12 protein-coding genes are annotated in these 14,596 nt (G+C 67.1%); 7 read left to right on the forward strand and 5 right to left on the reverse strand.

Annotation, left to right across the window (positions count from 1 at the left end; translation table 11 throughout):
- The first annotated feature begins 315 nt into the window (after nucleotides 1-315).
- From E1263_RS26600 to E1263_RS26615, 4 genes are all read left to right on the forward strand, one after another.
- Nucleotides 316-606, forward strand: coding sequence for a hypothetical protein (locus E1263_RS26600; protein WP_202869063.1), 291 nt, complete (start codon nucleotides 316-318; stop codon nucleotides 604-606).
- A gap of 25 nt (nucleotides 607-631) precedes the next feature.
- Nucleotides 632-835, forward strand: coding sequence for a hypothetical protein (locus tag E1263_RS26605; protein WP_165956755.1), 204 nt, complete (start codon nucleotides 632-634; stop codon nucleotides 833-835).
- A gap of 115 nt (nucleotides 836-950) precedes the next feature.
- Nucleotides 951-1,523, forward strand: a complete 573-nt coding sequence (locus tag E1263_RS26610; RefSeq protein ID WP_132172111.1) for a hypothetical protein — start codon at nucleotides 951-953, stop codon at nucleotides 1,521-1,523.
- Between the two features lie 18 nt (nucleotides 1,524-1,541).
- On the forward strand, nucleotides 1,542-2,786 hold the full coding sequence (locus E1263_RS26615) for a winged helix-turn-helix domain-containing protein (RefSeq protein WP_132172113.1): 1,245 nt from the start codon (nucleotides 1,542-1,544) through the stop codon (nucleotides 2,784-2,786).
- 119 nt (nucleotides 2,787-2,905) lie between these two features.
- Here E1263_RS26615 and E1263_RS26620 read toward each other — a convergent pair whose 3' ends face one another.
- Genes E1263_RS26620 through E1263_RS26635 form a run of 4 tightly spaced genes read right to left on the reverse strand, consistent with a single transcriptional unit; the run spans nucleotide 2,906 to nucleotide 9,292 of the window.
- Nucleotides 2,906-4,123, reverse strand: coding sequence for an MFS transporter (locus E1263_RS26620; protein WP_132172115.1), 1,218 nt, complete (start codon nucleotides 4,121-4,123; stop codon nucleotides 2,906-2,908).
- Nucleotides 4,120-5,478, reverse strand: a complete 1,359-nt coding sequence (locus tag E1263_RS26625) for a GH1 family beta-glucosidase (protein WP_202869064.1) — start codon at nucleotides 5,476-5,478, stop codon at nucleotides 4,120-4,122. The genes E1263_RS26620 and E1263_RS26625 overlap by 4 nt, the downstream gene beginning before the upstream one ends.
- Complete coding sequence (locus E1263_RS26630; RefSeq protein ID WP_132172119.1) at nucleotides 5,468-6,100, reverse strand: YbjQ family protein; 633 nt, start codon at nucleotides 6,098-6,100, stop codon at nucleotides 5,468-5,470. Before E1263_RS26630 ends, E1263_RS26625 begins: the two co-directional genes overlap by 11 nt.
- A 15-nt stretch (nucleotides 6,101-6,115) precedes the next feature.
- Entirely contained in the window at nucleotides 6,116-9,292 is a 3,177-nt protein-coding gene (locus E1263_RS26635; RefSeq protein ID WP_238161564.1) for a penicillin acylase family protein, read from the reverse strand.
- Nucleotides 9,293-9,418: 126 nt separating this feature from the next.
- Between E1263_RS26635 and E1263_RS26640 the strand changes: the two genes are divergently transcribed.
- Nucleotides 9,419-10,507 carry an aminotransferase class V-fold PLP-dependent enzyme gene (locus tag E1263_RS26640; protein ID WP_132172123.1) on the forward strand — a complete coding sequence of 363 codons (1,089 nt, stop codon included), beginning with the start codon at nucleotides 9,419-9,421 and terminating at the stop codon, nucleotides 10,505-10,507.
- 48 nt (nucleotides 10,508-10,555) lie between these two features.
- Here the strand turns inward: E1263_RS26640 and E1263_RS26645 are convergent, their stop codons facing one another.
- Complete coding sequence (locus E1263_RS26645) at nucleotides 10,556-12,850, reverse strand: DEAD/DEAH box helicase (protein ID WP_238161565.1); 2,295 nt, start codon at nucleotides 12,848-12,850, stop codon at nucleotides 10,556-10,558.
- A gap of 364 nt (nucleotides 12,851-13,214) precedes the next feature.
- On the opposite strand from E1263_RS26645, the gene soxR reads away from it, so the two are divergent.
- Both soxR and snpA read left to right on the forward strand, forming a co-directional pair.
- The gene (gene soxR, locus E1263_RS26650) at nucleotides 13,215-13,688 is read left to right on the forward strand and encodes a redox-sensitive transcriptional activator SoxR (RefSeq protein WP_132172125.1); all 474 of its coding nucleotides are present in this window, start codon (nucleotides 13,215-13,217) and stop codon (nucleotides 13,686-13,688) included.
- Nucleotides 13,689-13,872: 184 nt separating this feature from the next.
- Nucleotides 13,873-14,538 (forward strand): snapalysin, encoded by a 666-nt coding sequence (gene snpA / locus E1263_RS26655; RefSeq protein ID WP_132172127.1) that lies wholly within the window; start codon nucleotides 13,873-13,875, stop codon nucleotides 14,536-14,538.
- The last annotated feature ends 58 nt before the right edge of the window (nucleotides 14,539-14,596 follow it).

Raw genomic sequence — 14,596 nt, forward strand, 5'->3', positions numbered from 1 at the left:
GGGTGGGTGCAGACGTGGTCCCGCAGCGAGTCGACCGACAGATCCAATTGAAGACCCGAAGTCAGTGAGTGGGTGAGTCAGGAAGACCGCTGCGGGACCACGCCAACCATTCTCACTGTGAGTGGGGGCGGTCCGGCGCCCCAACAAGTTCGCCTCAACCATGCGACGCATCCGCTCCTGCGGGCAACGGACGGAGTGAGCGTCCGAGGGACAGGAGGCATAGGTGTAGCACCTGCCGCGGTATCGCTCACCCGACCGCGTGCGGTCGCCCTATCGGGCGACATCTCCTGTCCTTCGGCGGATTAGCCTTGGCCGATGGGCATGACAGAGGAGCCTGCGACGCGCAGGATCGCCGCGGCGGGGAACACCGTGGTGCCGGCGATTCTGGCTCTCGAGGCTGCGGGGTTTCGGATCAATCGCTTGAGCGGCGATCTGCTGGAGGCGGTGTCGCCGGATGGGCGCTACGTGGCGGAGGATCCGGTGGAGCTCCTCGGGCTGATCAAGTTGGTTGAGCTGCGTGGATGGACCTGGCGGGCGACGGATGAGCAGGTCGATGACGTGCTGCAGCGGTTCGGGTGGGGCGGTGGAGAGAGGGCTCCCGGGTAGGCTTGGGAGTAGTTGAATAACCGACATGAACCTGGGGTGGGACATGAAGAAGACGACTGTGGTGCGGGCCGGCTTGAGTGGGGCGGTGGCTGGGTTGTTCGTGGCGGCTGCGTTGGTGTCGCCGTTGGTGGCTTTGGCTACTGATGAGGCGCCGGAGAAGGCGGCTGGGGACAAGAAGGTTGAGGTCATCAAGGCGGCTGACCGGGAGGTCGGAACCGTCAAGTGGTGAGTGCCTGAGGACGTGCCCTTTCGGGTTGTTGATGCTGTTGGTCAACTTTCGCTCGGAAGGGTGCGTCTCAGCTCGCGTCAGGCCAAATAGGGCCGGCGCGAGGGAGGGTAGAACGATGAAGAAGAACGTTTTGGCTCGGGTGCTGACCAGCGCTGCGGTTGTCGGGGTGGCCGGGGTTCTGGCCGGGGTGATGCCGAGTTCCGCGGCGGCGCCGAGTTACGCCTACAAGTGCTGGGGGACTTCGGCGGACCACTGCAACGTGGCGGTCCAGGCGCCGAAGGGGTGGAAGTTCACGCAGATCGACCGGTTCGAGGGGAAGTTCACCAAGGGCTCGACCGAGCTGCTGCGGATCGACGGCATCTACGCGAAGGTGAGCCCGAAGGCTCAGGTGGCGCGCAAGACCGCCGAGCTGAAGAAGGTGCCAGGGCTCAAGATCCTGTCGCTGTCCAACGGCGTCATGCCGTCGGAGATCACGTGGAACAACCCGAAGGTTGTCTTCTACGACGTCAAGTACACCTACGTCGACGGCGCGCGGGGGCAGCGCATCGTCACCACCCGGTACGCCGACACTCTCGACGGCGGCAACCGGGCTTACCTGGAGCTGACCGTGGGCGGGCGTGCGCAGGACCAGGCTGAGCTCGACGCAGTGCTGAGCAAGGCGACCCGATCGGTGACGCTTGTCGGTTGAGGACGGTAGCTTCGGATCATGAAGCTGCACGGGGATGATGTGCCGGTCGCTGCGGCTCGACGAATCGCGCTGGGGGCGCAGGGGTTCGCGGGCGGGCGGCCGGCAGGTCGGATCGACGTACGGCGGATGCGATCCGCCGTACGGGATGTTGGTGTGCTGCAGGTTGATGCGGTGAACGTGCTGACGCGGGCGCATTACCTGCCGTTGTTTTCGCGGTTGGGGGATTACTCGCGGGAGCGGCTCGACCAGCTGAGCTGGGGGCCGAAGCGGGAATTGTTCGAATACTTCTGGGCACATAAGGCCGCGTTGCTGCCAGTGGAGTACTTCCCGCTGTTCCGGCACCGGATGAGCGCTACCGAGCTTGCCGCGCCCTGGGCAGTCATCGTGGGAATGCAGCGGTTGGCCAAGGATCGTCCGGGATTCGTCGACCAGGTGCTGGCGACGATCACCGAGCGCGGACCGCTGACAGCCGGGGAGATCAGCCCGGACGACGTACGACGAAAGCGCACCGATCCGGACCCTGATCCGGGCACAGGCACGATGTGGAACTGGCAGGACGCGAAGATCGCCGTCGAGTACCTGTTCGCCACCGGGGTGGTGACCATCGCGGGGCGCCGGAACTTCGAGCGGTTGTACGACCTCACCGAGCGGGCGCTGCCGGCCGCCGTACTGGAGTCTCCCGAGCCGGACGATCCCGAGAAAGAGCTCGCCCGGATCGCCGCGCGCAGCATCGGGATCGGCACCGCCGGCGACATCTGCGGTTCGCGCGGGCACTACAAGTTGCCTACGGCAACAGCACGCCGGATCATCGCGGAGCTCGTCGAGACCGGTGAACTCGTCCCGGCCCAAGTCGAAGGCGTCAGCAAACAGAGCTACCGCTGGCACGAGACCGTGGATCGCCCGGTCAACGCCCGCGCGCTGCTCTCGCCGTTCGACCCACTGATCTGGAACCGCGACCGCACCCAGCAGTACTTCGGCTTCTTCTACCGGATCAGCATCTACACCCCAGCAACCGAACGCATCCACGGCTACTACGTCCTCCCCTTCCTCCTCGGCGACAAGCTCGTCGCCCGCGTCGACCTCAAGGCCGACCGAGCCACCTCCACCCTGCTCGTCCCCACCATCACCCCCGAGCCGGGCGCCCCGGACCTCGCGGAACCACTCCTCGCCGAGCTCCGCCTGATGACCACCTGGCTAGGCCTCGAAAACCTCCGCATCACCGCCACCAGCCCCCTCGGCCGCTCCCTCGCCATTGCCCCCTGAGGCCCCCGGCTGCGGCCGCAATTTCGTGGGCTGGCCCACGGGAGTGCGGGTGGGCCAACGGCATGCGGCTAGCCCACCCGCAACGCGATGGGCTGACCCACGAAATGGGGTGGAGAACGTCAGCGGACTGAGCGGATTTTGCTGACTAGTACGCCGGCTAGGGCGGTGATTACTGCGGAGAGCAGGTAGAGGACGGGGTAGCCGCCGAGGTGTTTGACGATGGGGGCGGCGATGAGTGGGGCTAGGACCTGGGGGAAGGAGTTGGCGATGTTGATGACGCCGAGGTCCTTGGCGCGGTCGCGGGCGTTCGGGAGGACTTCGGTGATCAGGGCGAAGTCGACGGACAGGTAGGCACCGAAGCCGATGCCGAGGACGATGGCGCCGGTGATCGCGCCCGGCCAGGTGGGCCAGAAGGCAAGGATGCCTGCGGCGACTGCCATCACCAGGCCGGACCAGATCACGAAGATCTTGCGGCGGCCGATGCGGTCCGACCAACTGCCGAAGGCGATGGCGGTGACGAGCGTGCAGACGCTGTAGATCGCGGTCAGGATCAGGACGCTGGTGGCCGCATCGGGGACGCCGACCTCGTCTTGCAGGTAGTAGAACAGGTAGAGCAGGCCGATCGAGTTCCCCACGTTGAACAGGAACCGCGTCAGCCAGGCCCACCCGAAGTCGGGATACCGCCGCGGGCTGATCCAGAACCCGCGCAGGAACTCCCGCAGCACGAACGGCGGTGGCGCGACTGCCAGCCGGGTGTCATGTGCGCGCACCACGTACGGCACCACGGACAACACGACGAAGACCGCACAAGCGACGTACCCGAGTTTGATGCCACCTGCGACCGTCGCGAGCGCGGTTCCGACCAGCGCACCCGGGACCTGGGCGACGGCGACCCAGCCGCCGACAACGCCGCGCTGTTCGACCGGCACGCGGTCCGGGACTGTCGCCGTCTGCGCAGCCAGTACGGCGTTGCCGAACAACTGCACGACGCACCAGCCCACCAGCATCAGCGCCACACCCTCTGCGCCGGACAGGATGAGCAGACCCACTGCAGCACCGAGCGCACCGCCGAGCGTCCAGGGCTTCCGCCGGCCGAACCGCGAGGTGGTCCGGTCCGAGACCGCGCCGAAGATCGGCGCCGCGACCACCGACACCGCCGCACCGATCCCGGTGACCAACCCGAAGACGAATTCTTTGTTGCCAGGAGCAACCGCCTGGGACTGTTTGGCCAGCAGCACCTGGATCGGCCCGAACCAGGCCGCGAACACCCCGACGTTCGCCAGCACGACGGCGACCGTCCAGGCTGGCTGGACGCGCACCGTCGGCTCGACGTTCACTTCTTGGCGATCACGTCGCGATACCAGTGGTACGACGCCTTGGGCGTCCGCTCGAGGGTTTCGAAGTCGACGTGCACGAGCCCGAACCGCTGCGAGTTCCCGGCTGCCCACTCGAAGTTGTCCAGCAATGACCACTGGAAGTATCCGCGGACGTCGACACCATCTTCGATTGCCGAGTGCAATGACCGCAGATAGCCATCCAGGTAAGCGATTCGGCGCTGATCGTCGACCACACCGTTGACCGGCTCGTCGTTGATCGCGCACCCGTTCTCGGTGATGTAGATCGGGGGCAGCCGGTCGCCGTACCGGGCCTTGAAGTCGCGCAGGACCTCGCCGAATGCATCGGGCACGATCGGCCAGCCGAAGTCGGTCCGCTCGTAGCCCTCGGTCGCCCGCGGCTCGAACGGCAGGCCCGGCGGCAGCGGGATGCCATCGGTCGCGCCGGTATCGGCCTGGCCCGTCGCCGCGCCGACAGTCACCGGCGCATAGTGGTTGATCCCGAACCAGTCGAGCGGCGTCGAAATGATCTTCAGGTCGTCCTCGACCGGCCCGGGCATCGCGGCCTCGTATCCGGCCGGATACTTCCCGAGCAGCACCGGATCGGCGAACAGCCGGTTGATCAGGTTGTCGTACAGCCCGGCGGCCTCGACATCCTCAGCGCTGTCACTAGCCGGCCAGGTCGGCGCGTGGTTGCTGGCGATGCCGATGTTGACCGCACCACCAGCCCGCAAAGCCTGTACGGCGCGACCGTGCGCAAGCAGTTGGTGATGCGCGACCGGCAAGGCATCGAACATCAGCTCCTTGCCCGGGGCATGCGCACCGAGCGAGTAGCCCATCAGCGTGAGCACCATCGGCTCGTTGATCGTGATCCACATCGGGACCCGGTCCGCGAAGTGCCCGGCCAGGATCGACGCATAATCGGCGAACCGCTCGGTGATGTCCCGCGACAGCCAGCCACCCGCATCCTCGAGGGCCTGCGGGGTGTCCCAGTGATACAGCGTCGGCGCCGGCTGGATCCCGGCGCCGAGCAGCGTATCGATCAGCCGGTCGTAGAAGTCCAGTCCGGCCGCGTTCCCGGCTCCGGTCCCGTCGGGCTGGATCCGCGGCCAGGAGAACGAGAACCGGTACGTGTCGATCCCGAGCTCCCGCATCAGCGCGACATCCTCGGCGTACCGGTGATAGTGGTCGCAGGCGACCGCCCCGGTGTCGCCGTTCAGGATCTTGCCGGGCTCGGCGCAGAACGTGTCCCAGGTCGACGGGCCGCGACCGCCCTCGGCGACGGCCCCTTCGATCTGGTACGCCGAGGTGGAGACACCCCACTTGAATCCGGGCGGAAACGAAAACTCAGCTGGCATCCACATCTTCCTCATCAGGAGTGGTGTCGATCGGCCGCGGCGGCTCGACCTTGCGCACGATCACCGCGGTTCCGTAGGCGGCAACCTCGCTCATCGTCTGCGCGATCTCGTTGCAGTCGAACCGCATCGCGAGGATCGCGTTGGCGCCCATCTGCTGCGCCATCTGGCACATCCGCATCACGGCGACATGCCGCGACTCGGCCAGCATCTGGGTGTACTCCGGCACTTCACCGCCACCGAGCGAGCGGAAGCTGGCGGTGAAGTTCGACCCGAAGTCGCGGCTCCGCACGGTCAGTCCGAAGACCTCACCGAAGACGGTGTCCGCGACGTACCCGGGCAGGTCGTTCATGGTCGAGACCAGCACCGGGTACGGCGATCCCTGCGGCACGACGCGGGGTGCGTTCTGGGGCGCCGGCGGATAGTTCGCCGGCGCCTGCCCGTACCCCGGTGCGGGCTGTCCCGGACCCGGCTGGCCGTAGCCCTGCGGCGGCGGACCCTGCTGATACCCGGGCGGCGGCTGCTGGTAACCAGGGGGCGGACCCTGCTGGTAACCAGGCTGCTGCGGCGGCTGTGCATATCCCGGGAGGGGCTGGTTCGGGTTCGGGGGATAGTTCTGCGTCATGCACTCATCCTGACATCACTGCCGAAATGCCTGCATTTCATACAGCGAATATCCGTACGATGTCGCTCGCTGCGTGCCGGTGACCTTCACATAGCGAGCCTGCGTGGCGGGGAACCGCACAACATCTTCCCCACCGTTTCCAGTCGTTGTCGCGAACACTTGCCGCCAAGTCGAGCCGTCCGTGGACACCTCGACCCGATAGCCCTTCGCGTACGCCTTCTCCCAGTTCAGCACCACGCGACCGACCTGCTGAGTGCTACCAAGGTCGATCGACAGCCACTGCGGATCCGACCAGTCGCTGGCCCACCGCGTCCCCGGGTTGCCGTCGACCGCGTTGGCCGGCGGCGAGTTGTAGGCACCCGTCTCATGGCTGCTCGCCGTCGCCGTCTTGCCCTGGGCAACGTTGCTCACATCGTCACCGCGGTGCGCCGGGAACTCGATCACCTGCTGGTACGTCGGCCGGTTGACCCACGCCATCCGGTCCTGCGTGATGCCGCCCATCGGCTGGTGCTCGATCTGGTCGGCGCAGAACTGGTCACCGGCCGCACAACCTGCGGAGGCCGGGTACGTCGTCGCTGCCGGAACCTTCGTTGCAGCGAGCAGGGAGTCGGTGAGCACCGAACGGCAGGCCGCGAGCGCTCCGCTCCCGCAGTACGTGACCGGCTGAGCCGCCTTGACCGGGTCGCCAAGGACCTTCCGGAGGTCCCGCTGGACGAAACCCCACCAGCCGCTCTGGAACGCCGATCCCTGCGCACTCGGGCGCTCGTCGATCTTCAGGTTCGCGACCAGAGCGCCGTACAGATCCGGGCCGAGGTCCTTGAACTGGGCGGGGACCAGGATCGGCCACCAGGCGTCGAGGATGCGGATCGCTTCAGCGTTGTCGTAGGTCTTCGACGACGCATTCGGCGTCTTACGGTGACTGCCGGACTGCTGCCAGGCGGTCAGCTTGGCGACCGCGTCTGCCACCGCCGGGTCGGTGATCGGCGCGCTCTTCAAGACGCGGAGCAGATACGGCAGCACGTAGTCGGCGCGCAGGTCGACCGTGGCCGCGCTCTCCATCGCCTCGACGAGCTTGCCGCGGGTGAACTTCCCGCCGCTGTTGATGACGGACTTGATCCGGTCGTCGAGCGGCTGGTTGCGGTAGAGGCCGTTGTAGCCCCACTGGCTGTCCGCTGCGGAGAAGCCGGGCGCCTGCTTGTTGTTCCAGCTGGTCAGGTAGTCCTGGTTGACGACCTGCGGATGCTCGGCCGGCGGCGTGTACGTCGCCCGATTGGTGGCCGAGTTCCAGCCCTTCCACTCGTACGTGCTCCAGGTCGGCAGGTTCGGATCGGCCCCGGCCGCGCGGACCGGGTTGTCGCCGGAGTTGTAGTACGCGATCGAGTTCTTGTCGGTGTAGAACCAGTTGAAGGTGTAGCCGATGCTCTCCGCTGCCTTCTTGAAGTCGGCCGCGGACTTCATCTTCTCCGGGTCGTTGAATTGCATGAACCCGAGCGCCGAGCCGGCGTCGTTGCCGTACGTCGACCGGTTCTTGGTGAACAGCACCGGCTTGCCGCCCACTGTGCCGCGGTGCGTGACGATGCCGAACTTGGTGCGCAGGGCAACCAATGTGTAGGACCCTGCCGGTTCGGACGAACCGAGGCTGGAATACCACGCGTTGTTCCGCTCAAGCCGCTCGATCGGCTGGCACTCGCCACGGAAGACGTAGTACGTCGAGTTCTTCGTCGGTGTACCGCCGTTCGGCTCACAGAGCGGAACCGCGAACGTGTCGGTGATGTCCTGGCCGGCGGACGTCGCGCTCCAGGAGTAGTCCTGGCCGCGGCCGATCAGGGTGTAGAAGTTCAGGCCGGAGAACGCGATACCGCGGGTGCTGACACCAGGACCTTGGAGTTCTTGGCGCATCAGCAGCTGCGGCGCGAAGTAGCCGGTCTGCGGGCCGTAGACCGCGACCGGGTTGCCGCTCTCGGTGTGTGCGCCGGAGACCAGCAGCGCGTTCGACATCGCCTTCTTGCCATAGCCCTCGGGGAAGACACCGCCGTCGAAGATGCCCTTCAGCTTCTCGGATCCCTTGGGCGCTGCCCTCTTTGTTGGACTCTGCGCTGCGGCCTTCTTGTTGACGGTCTGGTTGATGACCTCGGGCTCCGGCGTGACTGAGCCGCGATCCGGCATCGCGCGACCGGCCGGGTTCGGACCGGTGGTTCCGTACGGGAAGGACGCTCCGTTGTGGACCGTCGTACTGGCCTCTGGGTCGTTCTGCGAACGGAACGACTCCCAGACTTTGGTGCCCTGGGCAACGCCGTACTTGGCCTGGGCTTCCAGCAGAGCAAGGGCGGAGTTGACCTCGCCACCGCCGCCAGTGCCGAAGATGCCGGCCACGACGGCCGCGGTGGCGACCACATCGGTAACCTTCCACTGGCTCGTCGGCCAGTTCAGACCGAGCGCCACATACTCACCAGGGTAGGCAATGCCGATCGTGTTGATGTAGTGGTTGACCCCGTCGACCCAGGCCTGGATGTCCTGCTGCATCTTCACGCCTTCGGCGCCGTACAGCTCGTCGGCGTCGTCGAACTGGCGTTGCAGATCGGCTTCCGTGTACGGCGCAGTCCGCCAGAACTCCTGCTCGAACGCCCGGTTTCCCGCAGCGCCACCGGCGAACGGCGTCAACTGGCCACGACCGAGGTGCCGGAACACGTCCATCACGAACAGGCGGTCCTGCGCACCGGCGAAGCCGGCACCGAACATGGTGCCGAGGCGCGTCGTACCGGTGATGTGCGGGATGCCGCGCGACTTGTCCCGGACGATCGTGACGTCCGACCGCGGCTGGATCGTGCTCGCGACATCATCCGGCTTCACACCGAACGAGGCGTCGTCGAAGTACGGCGCCAGACCGTCGTCCTGGATGTTCTGGGAGTTCCAGACCAGGTCCTGATAGGGCTTCACGGTGTCGCTGAAATGCGGCGGCCGGATCCCTAACGCCTTGAAACCAAGGAGATCCGTGAAGGTCGCGTTGCCGTTCTGGCCGGGTGGCAAGATGTCGCGGCACTGGTTGGCGCAGTAGTCCACCGGTGCGGCAGCGGGCGCCGCTTGCGGTTTGGCCTGCGGGCTCGCCTGGGTCGCCGGCACGGGCAACGCGGCGAGTACGGCGATCACGGCAGCTGAGGCGATCGCCGTACGAAGGGTTCGGGGGCGGGGCACGGAGTCCTCCCTTGGTCGGAGAAACTGAGAATGACTCACTAGTAGCTTCGGGGTCAAGGGCTCGATTATTGATCCGGGGTCAGCACTGTTCAAATACGGACAGTCACCACTACTCTGTCCTGCACCATGAGCATTCATGACCGTTATCGGTTGAGTGCGGTGATCAACGCCAGGGGCACGTACACCCCGCTGGGGGTGTCTCGGAGCTCCGACGGGGTGGCGGAGGCCGTCGCACAGGCACTACCCGAGTTCTTCGTGATGGCTGAGCTCGGCGACCGGGCGAGCGAGATGATCGCCCAGGTGACCGGCGCCCAGGCGGGGGCCGTCGCGCACTGCACCGCGGCCTCCCTCACGCTGGCCGTCGCGGCCACCATGACCGGTCCCGATCCGCGCCGGATCGCATCGTTGCCGGACACAACGGATATGCACAATCGAGTCGTTCTTCCAGCGTGCCATGTGGTCGACTACGGACACTCGAACCTGCAGGGCATCCGGCTGGCCGGCGCCCAAGTCGATCTCGCCGGCGACGAAAACCGTTGCACCCTTGACGATCTGGAGGCCGAGCTCGACGGCCCTGACATCTGTTGCCTCGTCCTCGTATCGTCACGGCTCACCACCTGTACGCCGATCGACCTGGTGGCCGCGGTGCGCGCCGCTCACCGGCGCGGCGTACCGGCGATCATCGACGGCGCCGCGCAGTTCCCGCGAGTGGCCGACTTGATTGCCACCGGCGCCGATCTGGTGCTGGTGAGCGGGCAGAAGTATCTCGCGTCACCCACGGCCGGGCTGATCGCCGGGAGCTGGCCGCTGGTGCAGGCGGTTCGGGCCCAGGAGAAGGGCATCGGCCGGGTGATGAAGCCGACCAAGGAAGCCATCATCGGGGTCATCGCCGCCCTTGAGGAGTGGCAGGCCCGCGACCGGATGAAGTGGGAAGCCGATGAGCTCGCGAAGGTGAGCGCGTTCGCCGAGGCTGCGGCGCGGATCCCCGGTGTCACGGCGGACGTCGTACCGGATCCGACCGGGTTGCAGATTTCGCGGGTGCTGCTCACGGTGCCGAACGCGCACGATGTCGCGACGCAGCTCGAGGCCGGGTCTCCGTCGATCTATGTGATGACGGATCGGCTGACCGATGACCAGTTGATGCTTGAGCTCGTACCGCTGACCAAGGACGAGACCGCCACCATCCTGGCCAGACTCTGGTCCCTGCTGACATAGCAAGGCCCCGACCTCCTTGTGCAGGAGGTCGGGGCCCTTTCAGCTATCTCAGTGCTGGTACGACGACTTGCGCGGACCGCTGCTGCTCTCGCGACGCGGGCCGTTGCTGTCCCGACGCGGGCCACTGTTGCTCCGACGCGGGCCGCTGTTGCCGCCGCCGCCGAAGCGACGACCGCCACCGCCACCGCTGCCGCGCTGCGGCTTCGGGGCCGGGAGCCGGACCGGGTGGCCGGACGGCACTTTGCCGCCGGTCAGCACGGTGACCAGCTCGTCGCCCGGACGGGCGCGCACCGGCTCGGCCTCGACACCGGCGGTCTCGGCCATCCGGATCATGCCCCGACGCTGGTGCGGCAGGAGCAGGGTGACGACTGCACCCTTGCCACCCGCACGCGCCGTACGGCCTGCGCGGTGCAGGTAGTCCTTGTGCTCGGCGGGCGGGTCAGCCTGAACGACCAGGCCGACGTCGTCGACGTGGATACCGCGCGCGGCGACATCCGTGGCGACGAGCACCGGAACCGAGCCGTCCTTGAACTGGTCCAGGGTGCGGTTACGCGCGCCCTGGGTCAGGCCACCGTGCAGCGCCGCGGCCATGACGCCCCGGTCGCGCAGCTGGGTGGCGACGCGGTCGGCGCCCAGCTTGGTGCGGACGAAGACGATGGTGCGGCCGTCGCGGCTGGCCAGCTCGGCCGTCAGCGACTGCTTGTGACCCGGCTCGATGACGAGCAGGTGGTGCTCCATGCCGGAGACCGTGGCCTGGCCGGACTCGGTCGAGTGCGTGACCGGGTCCTTCAGGTAGGTCTTGACGATCTTGTCGACGTCGTTGTCCAGCGTCGCCGAGAACAGGAGGCGCTGGCCTTCCTTCGGCGTCATGTCCAGCAACGTGGTGACGGCGGGCATGAAGCCCATGTCGCACATGTGGTCGGCCTCGTCGAGGATCGCGACCTCAACCGCACCGAGGTCGGCAGCGCCCTGCTCACACAGGTCGATCAGCCGGCCGGGGGTGGCGATCAGCAGGTCGACGCCGCGGCGCAGCGACTCGATCTGCTTCGGGTAGGGCAGGCCACCCGCGATGAGCTTGAGCGAAACACCCATCACGTGGGCGAGCGGCTCGAGCGCGTCGTGCACCTGCATCGCGAGCTCGCGGGTCGGGACCAGGATCATCCCGCGCGGGCGGCGCGACTCGGTGTGGCCACCGGACAGGCGCATCAGCGTCGGCAGGCCGAAGCTGAGGGTCTTGCCGGAGCCGGTCTGGCCACGGCCGAGAACGTCCTTGCCGGCCAGGGCGTCCGGGATGGTCGCCGACTGGATCGGGAACGGCGCGGAGATGCCGTCGCGGGCGAGCCGCTGCACGAGCTTCGGGTCAAGACCCAGAGCCGCGAACTGGTTGTCCTCGGCAACGGTCACCGCCTGCTCCGGTGCGGTGTCCTTGCGACGGGTGTCCTCATAGTTCGGCCGTTCACGATTCACGTAGGGCTTGTCCTCACCGCGGTTGAAGAACGAGGGGCGCTCGTCACGCTGCTGGTACGACGGCTTGTCGTCCCGACGCTGGTACGACGAACGATCGTCGCGCTGCTGGTACTGCGGGCGGTCGCCGCCGCGGGCGCGGTCATCGCGCTGCGGGGAGGACGGCCGGTCGTCACGCTTCTGGTACGACGGACGCTCGTCGCGCGACTGGTACGACGGCTTGTCGTCCCGACGCTGGTACGACGAACGGTCGTCGCGCTGCTGGTAGGCAGGCTTGTCGTCCCGACGCGGGTACGACGGACGGTCGTCACGCTTCTGGTACGCCGGACGCTCGTCCCGCGACTGGTACGACGGCTTGTCGTCCCGACGCTGGTACGACGAACGGTCGTCGCGCTGCTGGTAGGCAGGCTTGTCATCGCGCCGCGGGTACGACGGACGGTCATCGCGCGACTGGAAGGCCGGCTTGTCGTTCCGTGCGTACTGCGGGCGGTCGTCACGCTTCTGGTACGCCGGCTTGTCGTCACGCGACTGGTACGCCGGACGCTCGTCGCGCTGCTGGTAGGCAGGCTTGTCGTCCCGACGCGGGTACGACGGGCGGTCGTCGCGGCGGGGAGCCGCGCTGCGGTCGTCGCGGCGCGGGGCGGTGCTCCGGTCGGAGCGGTAGCCCTTGGCCGGGGGACGGGTGTCGCCACGGCCGGCGCCATCGCGCTGACCACGGTCGGAGTACTGGGAAGGTCCGCCACGACGCTCAGGGCGGTCGTCAGGTGCTGCCGGCGCGGTCGACGGGGTGTCACCCATCCGCTCACCGAAGGACTGGTTCTGGAACTTCTTGTGCCGCGGCTTCTTAGCTGCAGCATCGTCAGGGTGGTGCTGAGTCACAATCTCTCTCTCGAAAATCGCGGACGACACCCCGAGTGGCCCGCACGCAGAGGCCGGGCAGCTTGGAAGCTGACCGGTCTGAGGAACAGGCAGGAGATAGGCATCGACCTGCGGGTGCTATCGCGTTGCACCCTCGGCGCCGGAATTTCAGCGGGTGCTGAAACCGACGGGTCGGAGCGCCTGGAAAGTACTCTGGTGACGCGACTCGCGCACCGACACCTGACAAGTGTACAGGAATTCACCCTGGGCTTTGACCATGATGCCGATCACCAGACCAGTAGCCCAACTGGTCGTGTCAGTTCTGACGGTTCACCGCAGTTCAAGTGAGCTTGAGTTCTTGGAGTGCGGTTCTAGGGTTGGTCGTATGGCGGAGGAGAACGTCCCGAGCAAGGACCACTGGCTGTCCATCGGGGAGATTGCCCATCGATCCGGGGTGGCCGCATCGGCCTTGCGATTCTACGAGGATCAAGGCCTGATCGATTCCCGGCGAACGGCAGGCAACCAGCGGCAGTACCAGCGCAGCACGCTCCGGCGCATCGCGTTCGTCCAGGCGGCGCAACGCGTCGGCTTGGCGTTGGCCGAGATCCGCGAGGCCCTCGGCTCCCTCCCGGAGGACCGCACCCCGACCCGCTCCGACTGGAGCCGCCTCTCCAAAGGCTGGCGAACCCGCCTCGATGAGCGCATCACCGAGCTCGAACGCCTCCGCGACGACCTCGACGGCTGCATCGGCTGCGGCTGCCTCAGCCTGCAGCGCTGCAACCTCTACAACAAGTCCGACCGCCTCGCGGAACGCGGCCCCGGCGCCCGCATCCTCAATGTGGGCATCCCGGGCGAATAACCCGCCGTACCGGTCATATGTCCGGAGTTATGCCTGCCATAGAGCCGCGATTCGGGTTCGAGGGTTAACCCCCGACTCTTTCCCGAACAGGTGCGGAAAATGAGTGACGGGGGCAAGGTCTCGGCTGTAGCGATCAGTAGTTCGCTGATCGCTTTCCGCCACCGATCCGGAGTGAGGCCCTCCCATGTCGCATCGCCGCATCCTGTCCAGCCTTGCGGGGCTCGCCGCCGCCGCACTCGCCGTACCCGCCTTCGCCGCTGCTCCGGCAGCAGCACCGGCGAACGTCTCGACCGAGGCGACCCGCGCTTCCTACATCGGTTCGCCGCAGGACGAGGCCGCCACCAAGGCCTTCTACGACGCGGTCATGAAGTCCGCCCGCTCCAAGCAGGCCAAGGCCAAGGCGGCCGGCCAGAAGCTCGAGGCCGTCACCGTCACCTACGCCGTCGACGCCCCGACCTTCGCGAGCCAGATCGCCTCGAGCACGCAGATCTGGAACTCGTCGGTCAGCAACGTCCAGCTCGTCGAAGGCAGCAGCTACGACTTCTACTACACCGAGGGCAACGACTCCCGCGGTTCGTACGCCTCCACCGACGGCCACGGCAGCGGTTACGTCTTCCTCGACTACGCCCAGGCCCAGGAGTACGACTCCACCCGCATCACTGCGCACGAGACCGGCCACGTACTCGGTCTGCCGGACCACTACTCCGGCCCGTGCTCGGAGCTGATGTCCGGTGGTGGCCCCGGCCCGTCCTGCACCAACCCCAACCCGGACGCCACCGAGCGCGCCAGCGTCAACGGCCTCTGGGCAAACGGCAAGGCCGACACAACCGCCTTCCACATCGCACGCTGACCTACTCCGGTCTCTCCGGCTCGGATCCGCCCGGCAGGGGACGGATCCGAGCCGGAGC

The sequence above is a fragment of the Kribbella antibiotica genome, assembly GCF_004349055.1.
In the GTDB taxonomy this organism is placed as follows: Bacteria; Actinomycetota; Actinomycetes; order Propionibacteriales; family Kribbellaceae; genus Kribbella; species Kribbella antibiotica.